13 protein-coding genes are annotated in these 15,231 nt (G+C 60.0%); 6 read left to right on the forward strand and 7 right to left on the reverse strand.

Annotated elements, in window-relative coordinates; genetic code table 11:
* Window positions 1-4: 4 nt before the first annotated feature.
* The 4 genes from R3C19_10190 to R3C19_10205 all read right to left on the reverse strand — a co-directional run bounded on the left by R3C19_10190 (window position 5) and on the right by R3C19_10205 (window position 2,761).
* Window positions 5-331: a hypothetical protein gene (locus R3C19_10190; protein MEZ6060721.1), complete on the reverse strand. Its 327-nt coding sequence runs from the start codon at window positions 329-331 to the stop codon at window positions 5-7.
* Window positions 332-572: 241 nt separating this feature from the next.
* Window positions 573-938 (reverse strand): hypothetical protein, encoded by a 366-nt coding sequence (locus tag R3C19_10195; protein ID MEZ6060722.1) that lies wholly within the window; start codon window positions 936-938, stop codon window positions 573-575.
* A gap of 309 nt (window positions 939-1,247) precedes the next feature.
* Window positions 1,248-2,363 (reverse strand): aminotransferase class V-fold PLP-dependent enzyme, encoded by a 1,116-nt coding sequence (locus tag R3C19_10200; protein ID MEZ6060723.1) that lies wholly within the window; start codon window positions 2,361-2,363, stop codon window positions 1,248-1,250.
* Window positions 2,360-2,761, reverse strand: a complete 402-nt coding sequence (locus R3C19_10205) for a Rieske (2Fe-2S) protein (protein MEZ6060724.1) — start codon at window positions 2,759-2,761, stop codon at window positions 2,360-2,362. Before R3C19_10205 ends, R3C19_10200 begins: the two co-directional genes overlap by 4 nt.
* Window positions 2,762-3,013: 252 nt before the next feature.
* Between R3C19_10205 and obgE the strand changes: the two genes are divergently transcribed.
* Both obgE and ispH read left to right on the forward strand, forming a co-directional pair.
* Window positions 3,014-4,048 (forward strand): GTPase ObgE, encoded by a 1,035-nt coding sequence (gene obgE, locus R3C19_10210; protein MEZ6060725.1) that lies wholly within the window; start codon window positions 3,014-3,016, stop codon window positions 4,046-4,048.
* A 110-nt stretch (window positions 4,049-4,158) separates the two neighbouring features.
* Window positions 4,159-5,094, forward strand: coding sequence for a 4-hydroxy-3-methylbut-2-enyl diphosphate reductase (gene ispH, locus R3C19_10215; GenBank protein ID MEZ6060726.1), 936 nt, complete (start codon window positions 4,159-4,161; stop codon window positions 5,092-5,094).
* 71 nt (window positions 5,095-5,165) lie between these two features.
* Here ispH and R3C19_10220 read toward each other — a convergent pair whose 3' ends face one another.
* Window positions 5,166-5,663, reverse strand: a complete 498-nt coding sequence (locus R3C19_10220) for a DUF4870 domain-containing protein (protein ID MEZ6060727.1) — start codon at window positions 5,661-5,663, stop codon at window positions 5,166-5,168.
* Between the two features lie 29 nt (window positions 5,664-5,692).
* Entirely contained in the window at window positions 5,693-6,436 is a 744-nt protein-coding gene (locus R3C19_10225) for a Uma2 family endonuclease (GenBank protein ID MEZ6060728.1), read from the reverse strand.
* A 206-nt stretch (window positions 6,437-6,642) separates the two neighbouring features.
* Here R3C19_10225 and R3C19_10230 point away from each other — a divergent pair, with 206 nt between their 5' ends.
* The 4 genes from R3C19_10230 to R3C19_10245 all read left to right on the forward strand — a co-directional run bounded on the left by R3C19_10230 (window position 6,643) and on the right by R3C19_10245 (window position 12,423).
* Window positions 6,643-7,902: an aminotransferase class I/II-fold pyridoxal phosphate-dependent enzyme gene (locus tag R3C19_10230; protein MEZ6060729.1), complete on the forward strand. Its 1,260-nt coding sequence runs from the start codon at window positions 6,643-6,645 to the stop codon at window positions 7,900-7,902.
* A gap of 117 nt (window positions 7,903-8,019) precedes the next feature.
* A complete protein-coding gene (locus R3C19_10235) occupies window positions 8,020-9,294 on the forward strand; it encodes a citrate synthase (GenBank protein MEZ6060730.1) in 1,275 nt (424 codons plus the stop codon).
* A 39-nt stretch (window positions 9,295-9,333) separates the two neighbouring features.
* Entirely contained in the window at window positions 9,334-10,524 is a 1,191-nt protein-coding gene (locus R3C19_10240) for an amidohydrolase family protein (GenBank protein ID MEZ6060731.1), read from the forward strand.
* Window positions 10,525-10,971: 447 nt separating this feature from the next.
* Window positions 10,972-12,423 (forward strand): serine/threonine-protein kinase, encoded by a 1,452-nt coding sequence (locus R3C19_10245; GenBank protein MEZ6060732.1) that lies wholly within the window; start codon window positions 10,972-10,974, stop codon window positions 12,421-12,423.
* Window positions 12,424-12,534: 111 nt separating this feature from the next.
* Here R3C19_10245 and R3C19_10250 read toward each other — a convergent pair whose 3' ends face one another.
* On the reverse strand, window positions 12,535-15,177 hold the full coding sequence (locus R3C19_10250; GenBank protein ID MEZ6060733.1) for a hypothetical protein: 2,643 nt from the start codon (window positions 15,175-15,177) through the stop codon (window positions 12,535-12,537).
* Window positions 15,178-15,231 lie beyond the last annotated feature (54 nt).

Raw genomic sequence — 15,231 nt, forward strand, 5'->3', positions numbered from 1 at the left:
ACGATTAAGGAGCGTCGACGGTGTTTGGTGGCGCGATGTCCGCAGCGGTGGTTTCGGCGGAAGCGGCGTCGGTTGCAGAAGGCAGCGTCGTCACCGCAGCATTTTCCTGCGCGGTTTGACGATCCTGCTGCGAGGCTGCGCGCAGAACCCATTCCGAGTTCACCTGGTACCACTGATAGGCCAGCATGGAGGCCACGGGCAGCAGTGTCAGCGCGACTACCAGGTTCAGCTTTTCTCCGAAGGTCATCGGCGGTTTCCTGCGAGTTTCGCTTTCGCGCTGCTTCATCGCTTCTTCATACCACCGAGCGCTCATCAGCTCCTGTTCGGCCATCTTTCAGACTCCGCGAGAGATCTGCGCGTCGCCCCGAAGTTGAGGACTCAGCGCGGCGTAACGGAAGCCCGACCTCTGCGACATCAGGCAGTTCGGTCGAGTCGTTCCGGTGCGGCTCCGCAGGAGAATCCTAAGACAGGAATGGCCCCCTTCCGGAAAGCACGCAGGCAAATCCTGCGAATTCTGGTTACTCCTCCCCGCAGGGGATGAATTTTCGGAGCAACTGCTACGTTACTCCGGGTTAGCGTGAGCCGTGAAGGCCCTGGTGCGACTGGCGAATTTTGTCGACCAGCATCTGATTGCGCAACTGAGCTTCCGCGACGGCTGCCTGAGCGTCGGCAATGGCCTGTTCCTGCTGGCTTCGCACGTTTTCCGAGTAGGCATTGATCTGTGCCTTCTTTTCGGCGATGTAGTTGTCGGCGGTCTGCCAGCACATGCCAACCGCCAGCACCAGCGCGGCCGGCCCCAGCGTCATGGCCGCAAGGAAGTTGACCTTTTCGGCGGACGTCCGGGGCGGCTGAGTGTTCTTCATCGAGTTGTATTCACGCCGAACCTCGTATTCTGCTTCCTCAAGCAGCTGAGCAGTTACCAGTTTCTGATCGGCCATGTTCCGACTCCCGAAATCACTGTGTGAGAAAACATGCACGCAACGATAGAACACGCAGGTGAGCTTTCCCGGGAATGACCAGAATTCTCCGACTCACCGGCAGTCCCGGCGCCGGCCGTGTGAATTCAACGGAATAATCCGGCCGTACCCGCAGGAACAGCCCGACACCGCCGCCAGGCACCGCCGGTTCGGTTATTCCGATTCTTCCAGCCGACGGAGGGGTGCGTTCAGGGTCGCGCCGGGAATCGGTCCGCCTTTCTGCAACCGGCGTGTCACCGGTGCGATTCGGTGACCGGTGCGCGGTGGTCGTCAGGAAACCGCGTAGGCCATCTTCAGCGCGGAAACGATCTGTTCCGGAGCGTCGTCCTGCAGCAGGACCGGGTGGTGCAGTGTCAGCAGGCCGGAATGCAGCGCGGCGGCATTCTTCAGGTCGCCGACGGCTCGGAATCGGCTTTTGCTGTGTGTCAGATTCAGTGCCGGGAATCCCGCGTCGATGGCGATTCCCTGCGATCGGCATCGGCGCGAAATGTCGTCGCGATCGATCTCCGGGTGATTGTGCAGAAGTGCGAGCTTGTAGAACGCCGGCATGTTCGACGTGGTCGCGGGATCAGGGTCGATTGCCGCGCGGCAAAAAGCTGCAGGCTCATTCACGTCGTCCAATAACGAAAGCAGCCGGCGCACATGACGAAGTCGCGTGGCATTGCGTTCGTCGAGCTGCCGCAGTTGAGGAAGCAGGACGGCGGCCTGCATTTCGGACAACGGATAGGCGTCGTTGCCGCGCTGAGTGTAAAGCCGAATTCGCTGAGCGTACGTTGCGTTGCCGGTCACGATCGCTCCGCCGCGACCGGACGTCAGAAGTTTGCTGCCACCGAAACTCAGCACGCCGATGTCGCCGACCGACCCCGCGCGGTGGCCGTCCAGGGTTGCTCCCGCCGCCTGACAGGCATCTTCGATGACCGGGATGCCGTGTTCGGATGCGACGTTCATGACATCCGAAAGACGGGCCAGGCTGCCGTGCAGATGGCTGCACACGATGGCTTTCGTTCGTTCGGAAATCGCGGCCGGCAATTCATCCGGATCCATCACCGGCAGTCCGGGCAGCGTGTCGATCAGTACCGGCACGGCTCCTGTGATCAGAACATTCGCGAAATTCGCCTTGTAGTCGTAGGCCGCAAGAATCACTTCGTCACCAGGCGAGACGCCGACGGCTCGCAGAGCAAGTTCAATGGCGGACGTCCCGCTGCTGCACAGAGTGACGAATTCGGCCCGGTGATAATCCGCCAGCGCCGTTCGCAGCGCATCGCAGTGAGGGCCGTGGTAACGTCCCCAGCTTCCGTCGCGCAGCATGGCATCGAAGACTTCGCGGATCGCGTCGTCGGTGATCGGCCAGTCGGGCGGCGTTAAGTTCAGGCGATTCGGCGTCATGTTGCCACGCTGGTTGGCGGAATTCGCGGCTGACCGGGATCCGGTACTCTGACCTGAATTTCGCCGTCCTGAACTCGCACTTCGTAGGTTTCCGTCTTGATGCCGCTGCGCGAATTGTCCAGCCAGGTACCGTCCTGCAGACTGAAGCACCATGCGTGCCAGGGACACATTACGGCTCCCGTTTCGGTGACGTGGCCGTCAGACAGCGACGCTCCCATGTGCGGGCAGAAGTCGTTAATCGCAAGATATCTGCCCTGATGCAGAAAGACGCCGACCATCGTTCCGCTGACATTGAAGCAGCGTCCCTGGCCTTCCGGGATGTCTCCGGTCTTGGCAACGGTCTGAAAATCGGACATCGGCAGCAGTTCGCAGGCGGGAATTCTGACGGGAGCATGCATCCAAACGTTTCGGCGCGTCGAGATTGTTGTGGCCGCTGCGGGCCGGGTCAAACGGCGACGGAGTGGATCCCGGATCGCGTGAACTCGCCGGCTGTCGATTGCGTCCGTACTGTGGGACTCGCTGATTCGACTCAGACATTGCTGCTCACCGCCTGGTGCAGCCGCTACAATTCGGCAACTTCAGAACGCGAACAGTTGTTGCGGCGCTCCGGAGGACGTTTCCTGTTCAGCTCATGCTGAGTGCCTGAAATCATGTTTGTCGATCGTGTGATCTTGTATTGTCGAGCCGGCGACGGCGGAAATGGCTGTTGCAGCTTTCGGCGCGAAAAATATGTCCCTCGCGGCGGTCCCGACGGCGGTGACGGCGGCGACGGCGGCGACGTGATTATCGAAGCCAACCGAAATCTCGGGTCGCTGACCAACCTGACCGGTCACCGGCACTGGAACGCCGAACGCGGCCAGCACGGGATGGGCAGCCTGATGACCGGTCGTAACGGCCGGGACACGGTCATCCTGGTACCGCCGGGCACACTTGTGATCGACGCTCAGCACGGTCACGTGCTAAAGGATCTGCAGCATCACGGACAGCAGGTCAGGATTGCCAAAGGCGGCAAGGGCGGTCTAGGAAACAAGCGATTCGCCACCGCCACAAATCAGGCTCCGCGGGAATGCGAACCCGGTCACACCGGTGAATACCGCGAAATCGTGCTGGAACTGAAGCTGATCGCTGACGTCGGGCTGGTTGGAAAACCCAACGCCGGCAAGTCGACGCTGCTGTCCCGCGTTTCGCGGGCGACGCCGGAAATCGCCGACTATCCGTTTACCACGAAGTACCCGAATCTGGGTGTCGTTCAGGTCAACATGGATCAGCAGTATGTGCTCGCCGACATTCCGGGACTGATTGAGGGTGCTCACGCGGGAGCCGGCCTGGGGCACGAGTTTCTGAAGCACGTCGAACGCACTCGGCTGCTGGTCCACATGGTCGAACCGGCTCCGATGGACCAGTCCGATCCGCTGGACAACTACGCTCAAATTCGCGAAGAACTGGAAAAGTACAACCCGTCACTGGCACATCGGCCGGAGATTCTGTGCGTCACCAAAGCCGAACTGCCCGACGCAGAGACCTGCGCCGAACTTCTGCGCGAAACGTCCGGTCGCGAAGTGCTGCTGATTTCGTCCGTGACGGGAAAAGGCCTGGCCGAGTTAAACCGACTGATCGTACAGCGGTTGGAGGAACTGGAGCCGGAAGACGCGGAGACGTCGGAAATCTCTGCCATTCCGGATTAGCGAACTACCGGCAGACACCGTCGATCCGTGCCGCGCGTTCCTTTCGCGACGGTTGCACGTTCCGCGCGGAAGAACCTCGCGATACTGAAGGATTCCAGCGACATCATCTCATGAAGATTCTGCTTGCCAGTCCTCGCGGCTTTTGTGCCGGCGTCAATATGGCCATCGAATGTCTGGATGAAGCGATCCGCCGCGTCGGTTCCGGCATCTTTGTCTATCACGAAATCGTCCACAACAAGTACGTCGTGGACCGGTTTACCAGGCAGGGTGTGACGTTTGTGGATTCTCTGGAAGAAGTACCGCACGGGTCCATTCTGCTGTTCAGCGCTCACGGAGTATCGCCGGAGATTCGGCGCATCGCGAAGGAGCGACGGCTGCAGACAGTTGACGCGACATGCCCGCTGGTGACGAAGGTTCATCTGGAAGCCATCCGATACGCGCGCGGCGGCTACAACATCATCCTGATCGGCCATGAAGGACACGACGAAGTGATCGGCACGATGGGGGAAGCTCCGGAAAGTATCACGCTGGTGGAAACGGCTGCCGATGTCGCAGCGCTGCCGTTTTCGGACACCGACCGGCTGGCCTACCTGACACAGACGACGCTTAGTGTCTCAGAAGCCGGCGAAGTCATCGCGGCCCTGAAGGCTCGCTACCCGCACATTGAATCGCCGAAAAAGGAAGACATCTGCTACGCCACGACGAACCGGCAGGACGCCGTCCGGACTCTGGTCGGCCGCGCCGATGTGCTGATCGTGCTGGGCAGCCAGAACAGCAGCAACAGCCGTCGCCTGATGGAAATCGGAGCCAGCCAGGGTGTTCCGTCATACCTGATCGACGGAGCCTCCGAACTGCATCACGACTGGTTTGAAGAAGTGGAAACCGTCGTCATCACCGCCGGCGCCAGCGCACCGGAAGTTGTCGTTCAGGAATGCATTGAATTCCTGAAAACGAACTTTGCCGCAACGCTGTCCGAAGAAACCCTGCGCGATGAGCATGTTCACTTCAACCTGCCCAGGGAACTGCTGCAACTCGGTTCGGACTGACGAACCTTCCGCCGCGTGACGCGCCGTCTGTCCGCACGCACGCGTCAGACAAAAGGCTGCCGGGTTGCGTATCACAGGCTGGTGCGAAATTGGCTGTCCGGGTCCATGAATCGAATCGTCAGCGGATAGTGCCAGACAATTCCTTCGTTGGCCTTGATTGCCCCGATGATCGGGAAAATGATCGCCAGCGCGGCGACAGCCAGCAGCATGGGAAAGCCAATCAGCACAAATAACAACAGGCCGCTGACCAGTGCGTAGATCAGACTGCTGATCATCCAGTTGAAGATCACCTTGCCGTGGCGGTCCGCTTCCGGCAGCTTATCCTTGCTGACTGCCCACATCACGATGGGAGCAACCAGGCCGGCGCTGGGAGCCACGAAGTTCAGCAGTTGGGACAGGTGCATCAGCATGCACCAGGTATTCGGTGCCATGCCGTTGATCAGGCCGCTGTGGCCCGGCGAAACGTCGCCGTGCAGAACGCGAGCTTTCGCTTCCTGAAATTCCTGTTCTGACAACGCGCCGGTCTCGCGCAGATGATCGAGCCTGGCAATTTCTTCGGCAAGAGGCATGCGTGTTTCTCCCCGGCAGTGTCGGGTGGTTAATCGGGATTCTCACCGAGTTCGCGGAGCCGTGCCGCCAGTCGCTCAGCACGAGCCGCTTCGGCATCGGCGCGTACGGACTCAGCATCGGCGCGTTCCGCTTCGGCATCAGCGCGCACGGACTCAGCATCGGCGCGTTCTGCTTCCAGCCGGGCGACTTCGCGTTCTCGCTGTGTGGCCGCATTGAGTTCCGAAAAGGTCAGGAAGCGTGATCCATCGGGCCGGTAAATGACAATGTCGTCGCTGCGGCGTTCGAAGCGGATGGAAAGTCGAGGACTGGTCCAGCCGTTCATTTCGTCGATCGCCCGGAGTTCGTCGTCACTGCGGATCCAGCCTTCCAGTTTCAGCCGGTCCGGATCAATCACGTAGTATTCCTCAACCCCAAGCTCTTCATAGTGCTGGAACTTGCGGATCATTTCGCTTAAACGATTCCCGGGAGACAGAACTTCAAACACGACCTGCGGAGCAATGCCGTCTTCTCGCCACTGCAGGTAAGAACCGCGGTGTCCCTTTGGCCGTCCGAAAACCACCATCGCGTCCGGAGCGATCCGAAGCTGGTTGTTGCCCTCGACCGGATACCACAGCAGATCGGCGGCGACGAATACGTCGGGATCGTTGCCGAAGATCACTTCCAGATTCCCGTGCAGACGTGTAATCCACTCGAACTGCAGTGTGTTTTCCGCAATCGGTTGTCCGTCGCTGTCGGGATATTCAATCTCAGTGTCAGTGGAAGCAATGCTCATCGGATTTCCATTGTGAAACGCCTCCAGGCGATTTTCACTGCAGACAGAACTGCTGTCGGCTACGGTCGAGCGACGCGATGTCTCATCCCGCGCTGACAACCGTGTATCATACGCGCGAATTCCGGAACACTCCAGACGATTGACGCCCATCGCACTGTTGACTGCAATGCGTCGCCTTCGTCTGAACGCTGCGGGGAAGATTCCGGATGACTGCAATCTTGAGCGATTTCGCAAAGTCCCTGACGGTTGAATCGGCATTCTCCGTGCTGGCCGTGGCGAAGCAATTGAAGGCCGCCGGCAAGGATGTTGTCGAACTGGAAATCGGCGACAGCCCGTTTCCGACTCCCGACCATGCCCGCGCCACCGGAGTGCAGGCGATTCACGATCACGTGTCGCACTACTGCGCGTCGCCGGGGCTGCCGGAATTTCGTGAAGCCGCCGCGGCGTTCGTTCAGCGCGAATTTCAGATTCCCGCAACCGCCGCCAACGTTGCCGTCGGGCCCGGTGCGAAGATTTTCGAACAATTCTTCTGTGAAGCATTTCTGAATCCGGGTGACGGAGTTCTGGTTTTCAGTCCGCACTTTCCCACGTACCAGCCGAACATCGATCGCCGGTCGGCTCGAACGGTGCTCAAGCCGCTTCGGCAGCAAACAGAATTTCGTCCCCAGGCGGCCGATATTGAGGACTTTCTGAACAGCGATCCTTCGCCGAAGGCCATCTTTCTGAATTCGCCGCACAATCCGACGGGCGGTGTGACAACCGAACAGGACCTGCACGACATCGCGGACGTGATTCGGGGCCGCGACGTGGCCGTGTTCAGCGACGAACCGTATTGCCACATGGTCTGGCAGGGCCGGCATCATTCGCTGGCCGCGATTCCCGGAATGCTCGACCAGTGCGTGGCGGCCTACACATTCAGCAAATCGTACAGCATGAGCGGCTGGCGACTGGGCTTCTGCGTTTCGTCGCCGCGAGTCATCGACGTGATTGGCCGGATGATCAATTCCTCGCTTTCGTGTACTCCGCCGCTTGTGCAGCTTGCCGGGAAAGCGGCTCTGGAACACGACGGGGCGGAACGTGATGCGGCGATGCAGAAATTTCGACGCAAGGTCGTAATGCTGACGGAGGGGCTGAACCGAATTGACGGATTCCGGACGCTCGACCCCGCCGCCACGTTTTACGTATTTCCCAATGTCATGGAAATCTGCAATCGGCTGGAAATCACCAGTCATGGGCTGGCGATGTTTCTGCTGGAAGCCGCCGACGATCAGTTCGGAATCGCGTGCCTGGGCGGAGAATGCTTCGGCCGCGCCGGTGCCGGATTTTTGAGATTCAGTTGCGCGGAACCGGACGACCGGCTTCAGCAGGCTCTGGACTTCATTCCGCTGGCACTTGGCCGAGAGGATCGAATCGCATCGTGGCTGGAACGGCACCCTGAGTTTCGGCTCGAAACGCCGTTTTCCTGAAATCCGGCGGAAGCAGCGGCTGAGTTTACTTTTAGCGACTGCTTGATACCGTAGACCCCTCAAAAGGCAGGGCAGCAAAATGGTCTGCAGACGCGACAGAACAGAAGCGAGAAATCGATGACGACGGCGACTCTGAGCCTGAATGGAAAGACCTACGACCTGCCCGTTATTCGCGGCAGCGAAGACGAAGTTGGCGTGGACATCAGCAAGCTGCGCGCGAATTCCGGTGCCATCACGCTCGATCCCGGCTTCACCAGCACCGGAGCCTGCGAAAGCGCGATCACGTACATCGACGGCGAAAACGGCATCCTGCGGTATCGCGGCTATCCCATCGAACAGCTTGCCGAAAAATCTGACTTCGTCGAAACGTCCTACCTGCTGCTGTACGGCGAGCTTCCCGGTGCTGAGCAACTGAAGAACTTTCGCGCTCAACTGACGTATCACAGCATGATCCACGAAGACATGAAAAAGTTCTTCGAAGGATTTCCCACCAAAGCTCACCCGATGGCCATTCTGTCGGCGATGGTGGCCTCACTGTCGACGTATTACCCGGAAACCGAAGATTCCAGCCACGACACGAACATCGTCCGCCTGATTGCCAAGGTTCGGACTCTGGCCGCTTACGCGTATAAGAAGTCCGTCGGTCAGCCCACGATCTATCCGCAGAACAACCTGAGCTACTGCGCGAATTTTCTGCACATGATGTTTGCCGTTCCCGCCGAACAGTACGTCGTCAATCCGACGCTGGTGAAGGCAATGAACATGCTGCTGATTCTGCACGCCGACCACGAACAGAACTGCAGCACGTCTACCGTCCGCATGGTGTGCAGCAGTCGTGCAAACATCTTTGCCGCGATTTCCGCCGGCATCTGTGCTTTGTGGGGACCGCTGCACGGCGGTGCCAATCAGGCCGTGCTGGAAATGCTGGAAATGATTCACGCCGATGGCGGCGACTACCAGAAATACGTCGACAAGGCGAAGGACAAAGACGACGGCTTTCGTCTGATGGGCTTCGGTCACCGCGTATACAAGAACTTCGATCCGCGGGCGACCATCCTGAAGAAGATGAGCGACGATGTGCTGAACGAACTGGGCATCGAAGATCCGCTGCTGGGCATCGCGAAGAACCTGGAAAAGATCGCTCTGGAAGATCCGTACTTTGTCGATCGACGGCTATATCCCAACGTCGACTTCTACAGCGGAATTCTGTACCGGGCGATGGGCATTCCGACGAACATGTTTACCGTGATGTTCGCCATCGGCCGCCTGCCGGGCTGGCTGGCTCACTGGAAGGAACTTCGTGAGGACGAGTCCTCGCGCATCTACCGTCCGCGCCAGATCTACACGGGATCGAAGGTCCGCGATTACGTGGCCATGGATCAGCGCAGGTGATTCCGCCGATCGCTGACTTCGGACCGGCCGATACGAACCATGAACCGCACGTTCTCCGCCAACCACTATTCGACCGGCGAACCGGTACAGGTTCACTTCGAAGATGGCCGCATCACCGGGGTCGAAGCCACTTCGTCCGCTGACGACCTTCCGTACGTGGCTCCGGGGCTGTTTGATATTCAGATCAACGGCTATAGCGGAATCTGGTTCAGCAGCCCGAAGCTTTCGACCGCTGACGTCGAACAGGTCACTCAGTCGATGCTGGCGCACGGCGTCGCCGGGTATTTCCCGACGCTGGTGACCAATTCCTTCGACGCGCTGAAGCACGGATTCGAAACGATTCGGCAGGCCTGCGAAACCAGTGACGTCGTGCGAGCATGCGTCAGGGGCTGCCACCTGGAAGGACCCTACATTTCCGCGGAAGACGGTCCTCGCGGAGCCCACCCGCTTCAGCATGTGCGGGACGCCGATATCGACGAATTCGATGCTCTGCAGGCCGCGTCCGGAAATCGAATTCGCCTGGTGACACTGGCCGCGGAAACCGGAAACGCCGTTCCGTTCATCCGGCATCTGGTCAACAGCGGAGTTGTCGTTGCACTCGGACATACCGCGGCAACTTCCGTGCAGATCGCTGCCGCCGTCGATGCCGGCGCAAAGCTGAGCACTCACTTCGGTAACGGAGCACACGGAGTGCTGCCTCGTCATCCCAACTATCTTTGGGAACAGCTCGCTGACGAACGACTGTGGGCCAGCGTGATCGCTGACGGGTTCCACGTGCCGGCGTCGGTGCTGAACTGTGTGCGATTGTGCAAGACAACGGCGCACACAATTCTGACGTGCGACGTTTCCGGGTTCGCCGGATGTCCGCCGGGGACGTATGCCGAAGGTGACGTCGCCGTCGAAGTGCTGGACGACGGAAGACTGGTCGTCGCCGGTCAGCGTCAGTACCTGGCAGGTTCCGGAGCAACCACGGGCGACTGCATCGTCGGCATGATGGCCGCCTGCTCCATCCCGCTGGGAACCGCGATCGACATGGCGACCGCAAACCCGTCGCGACTGATGGGTGAACCGGTCGGCGAAATCACGCCCGGCGCGGAAGCGACTCTGACGGTGTTCCGGCTGATCGAGTCATCAGTCGGCGGTTCGTCGGTGCCCGGACGCGCAGCTACGCACTTTGACACAATCACCACAATCGTCAAAGGCGACCTGTTGTTCGGAAACCTGCCGTAGGACGACTGGTCGGAGAACAGCAGCCCGCCAGCGCGCCAGGGACTCCCTCGAACTCGCTGCGTTCGTGCGACCCTTTCCCAATTGGCCTGCGGCCGGAAGAGTTGCATGACAGTCCGGCGACGGAAAAAAAAATGACCAGGCGATGGACGGGAAGTCCGCCGTACAAACGTTATCTACCGCAAACGGTGCAACGGACTACTGAGCTTCTGTCAACCGACGAGCAGTCAAACGCCGAAAACACTGCCAGGATCAGCCGGGAAGCCCGATCACCCGCAGTATGGCGTTGAATGAGTTGCAAGTGGTGTTACGATGGGGCGAGCGGTTGACGCCGCTACCCTGTCACGCATCGTTTCGGGCCGCTTCCGGCCATTCTTTCGCGTGCCGTTTCAGGCCGGGCCATAAGCGCACTGTTTTTCCAAAGATACATCACCAACGCTTCACTCTTCGATGGCTCAACTGAAGACAAAAGACGCCCTGAAGAGATACCTGATTACCAGTCAACTGGTCAGGCTGGATGACTGGAACAGAGTCGAATCGCAGTCGACAAACGGTGATGGTGTCCCCGAGATTATCGAGCGCCTTGAAACTCAGCATCTGCTGACGTCCCTGCAGGCCCGGCGGATTCAGAAGGGCGAAACGGAAGGGCTGGTCCTTGGCCGGTACAAGCTGCTGTACCGCAACGCGTCGGGAAGTTTCGCTCGCGTGTATCGCGCGTCGTCGCTGGATGGCCGCGAAACCGTCGCGCTGAAACTGCTGCGGGAACGCTGGGCGAAGGATCCCGAAGCCGTTGCCGGTTTCGAACGCGAAGCCCGCATCTGCCAGCGGTTCAGGCATCCCAACATCGTGCCCATTCTGGATGTCGGAAACGAGGGAGACTTCCACTACTTCACAATGGAATTCGTTGAAGGCGGAAACCTGCGCGACTTTCTCAAGATTCGCCAGTCCGTGACGCCGGCCGAAGCCACTCAGTGCATGTACGAAATCTGTGCGGGGCTGGAATACGCACTGGAACTGGGAGCCACGCATCGCGATCTGAAGCTGACCAACGTGTTGATGAGCAGCAGAGGTGTCGCCAAGCTGGTGGACTTCGGGCTTGCGGGAGCAAATGGCCCGACGAATGCCGGTACCAGCGATGACGTCCACCGGGCGCTGGAATACGCGTCGCTGGAACGCGGCACGAACGCTCCCAACAACGATCCCCGCAGCGACATCTTCTTTGCCGGTGCCATCTTTTACGAAGTCCTGTCCGGCGAATCCCCCTGGCCCCGCACACGTGACCGGGAAGAACGCAAACAGCTCAGCCGGTATACGATGATCCGGCCGCTGGACACGTACCGTTCCGACCTGCCGTCTGACCTGCTGGCCATCATCGCACAGATGATGGACGTGAATCCCAACAACCGCTATCAGACTGCCGGCGAAGCAAAGGCCGCGCTGAAGCACGCGCTGAAGCAGATGGGAGCCTGGAAGGGCGACACAGCGGAAATCATGTCTCTCGCGCCCGGCGAACCGCGCACGTTCCGTCTGCTGGTCGTCGACAAAGTCAAAAAGCGCTGCAAGGCGCTGAAGGACTACTTCGCCAAGCATGACTTCGACACGACGTTTGTGCGAAGTCCGGAAGTCGCCGTCGAACGCCTGAAGGGGAATGATCCGCCGGACGGAATTCTGTTTCTGGCCGACTTCGACAAAGAACCAGTGCTGAGCTGTTTTCCGCAGGCTCAGGCATACGGACGTTCGAAGAAGACGCCGTGCCTGGCGGTGTTCGCCGCGGAAGATCAGGACGAAGTTCAGCGAACCCTGATTTCCACTCGCTGGGGAACGACGCTGTTTCAGCCGGTAACCCTGCGAGACATTCGCAGTCATTTCGACGAAATCGGCGCCATCACGAAGCCTTCGTGAATCGTCCGCGTCGGCACAAGTCCGCAAGGGCGCAGGCGGTCGGGAAACCGGGAACTCGACGGGCAGGCCGTTTCTCGTCGCGCTGTGAGTATCAGGCTCTGTTCCGGATCGTCACGGAAGTCCGCTCAGTTTTCGCACGACCCATTCGGTCATCAGCAGTGCGAAGAACACCACCAGCAGCAGCCAGTGATCCCACAGCGACTTTTCCTGAACGGCGCTTTCGGTAACGTCGTTCGGCCGCAGCAGGTCGGGCAGTTCGCTGAGTTGCCACGGTTCCAGCATGCGGCCGCCGCTAAGCGTCGCCAGTGACTGCAGCAGATCGCGATTGCAACTGATGTCCGCCAGTTCCGTCGAAAGCTGCCGCTGAACCATGATCTGAGTCCGAATGTCCTCCGTCAGCTTCAGTCGGTCGCTCTCGACCTGCAGCCGGACTTCGTAGGCTCCCGCAGGCAGACGCGAAATGCGACCGGCAAACCGTTCGGGCGATCCTTCCACCGGAGCCAGAGTCACGCGCCGCTCTTCCCGCACGGCAGCGGCGTTCGCTTCGTCGGTGACGGCATTGCCCGCGGCGTCCAGCGGAACGATCAGCGCCTGCAGTTGAGCGTCCTGCAGTTGATCGGCCACGTTTGGATTCCAGCGGACCGAAACGTCGATGTGTTCCGTTTCGTCGATCAGCACTTCGGACAGCGTCATGCGAACCTGGTCGTTTCCGGCCGCCGATTTGTTGCGCGCCGCCCAGCGGACCAGTTGACCCCAGAACCGGTGATGCCAGGTGTCTCCCGCTCGGCGACGCCAGCGCCATGTGCTGTCGATGCCCATCCAGACAACCTGGCCGAATCCATAGTATTGGTGGATGATTGCGGCGGAATCTTCGCGAGCCGTGCGACCTCCGTCGATCATTGCTTCGGCCCAGACGGTCGCGGCGGCAGCCGGCGTTGCCATGTAGACCCACGGCGGTCCGGGAAGTTGTGAAAACGCCACCGGAGCAATGCCGGCTCCTTCCGGTGTCATCTGAAACATCGCCAGCTCGTCCGCCAGCGGCGTTGTCCTCAGATAAAAGGCAGATTGCGGAGCATCAGGCAGCGTCGGTCGGATCTCTTCCGCCGTCTGCTGACGAAAACTGCGCACCGGCAGCAGACGGTTCAGAATCGCCGAACTGAAATTATGCGGCATGTCACGGCGACCGGGAACGACGACCAGCGTCATGCCGTCTTCGGCAACCGCCGATTCGATTTCCTGCCAGACGGCTTCAGAAATTCGCTGCGGGTTGACGTCACCCATCAGCAGAATGTCCGTGTTGGAAAGCTGTTCGGCCAGTTCGGGTGGTGGTGGAAGCTGACCGGGCAGAAACGTGCTGTTCAGCATCTGAATGTACGGTTGAGAAAACAGCACCGTCGAAAGCTCAACGCGCTTGTCGCGTTCCAGAGCATTCTTCAGGTATCGAAATTCCCAGCGAGCGTCCCCTTCCACCAGCAACACGCGAGTTCTGTTGTCGACCACAGAAACAACAAAGCTGCGGGAATTGTTGTCCTCCCGCAGCTCACCTTCCTGCACGTCCGTGGCAATCGCGAATTCGTGCTGACCGACCTCCTGCGACGGAATACTGAAGTCGACGTGGACCTGGTCGCCGGTCACAGTCATCAGCCGCTGGTCGATCGCGACTCCATCGCGTTCCAGTCGAACGGTAAGCTGCCGGCCGGACATCCCGGCCGCGGCGATCGTGGAACGTACCTGAGCGGTGTCGTCCAGAAACACGGACTGCGGCGCGTCGATCGAAGCGATCGAAATGTCGTGCGGCGGATACATCGAACCGACCGGCACGCTGTACAGCGGAATGCCCAGAGTTCCCAGGCGGCTGGCCTCCATTTCCGGAGCATTCAGCTTTGTCTGCCGTCCGTCTGTAAACATTACGATTCCGTTGACTCGACCGCCGCTGTCTTCGGTGACGGCGCTGGTCAGGACGCTGACGATGTCCGTGCCTCCGGGAACCAGTGAGCTTCGGTCGGAATCCAGCAGCGGCTGAAGCTGGTCGCCTGTGACGGCTTGCTGTTCGACGGCAAACGCCCGCAGGTCCACCGGTTGTTCGTGCTGCAGCGTTTCCAGCAGATCATTCGGCCTGGACTGCAGCAGACGCCGGACAAATTCCACTCGCGGCATCCTTCGCAGTTCTTCAAAGATGCCGTTGATGTGTTCGCGGCGGGCGTCTGCGAGAGTTCCGTCCACGGCCGCGTTTCCGTTGGTTGACGCGCCCCAGTCCGGCTGCCGTCCTTCTTCGAACGCGGCGATCCAGCTTTCGATCAGGGCATCCGTGGCGTCGTTGCCCAGCATTCCCAGCGCCTGAGCCCACCGCAGCATTTCCGCCCTGCTGGCCTGCCGATCGGCGGTTTCCATGCTTTCCGACACATCCACGGCCACCAGCAACCGGCCCCGTGAGTCCGTGTCCCACGTTCTTGTCAGCACCGGCTGCAGCAGCGTCAACAGCAGAGTCAGCAACACCAGCATCCGCAGGCCCAGCAGCAGCATTCCCGTGCCGCGACTCACCAGCCGGCGTTCATACTTCATCAGAAAAACGCACAGCACCGCGGCAGCGATCGCGGCGATCACCGCTGTCGTCGTCCACGCCGCGGACTGCAGGCCGGAAAAAGTCAGTCTCCAGTTCATGGCATCACTGTACTGCAAGTCGAGTTTCGCGGTCAGCCGCCGGATGAAAAAGTGTTTTGGCGCCGGAAACAGCCGGACGCGTTCGTGCGTCATGCTCCGGGACTCCGGTCCGGGAACGAATGATGACTTCCGGTTTCGGAATTGCGA

The sequence above is a fragment of the Planctomycetaceae bacterium genome (assembly GCA_041398785.1).
In the GTDB taxonomy this organism is placed as follows: domain Bacteria; phylum Planctomycetota; class Planctomycetia; order Planctomycetales; family Planctomycetaceae; genus JAWKUA01.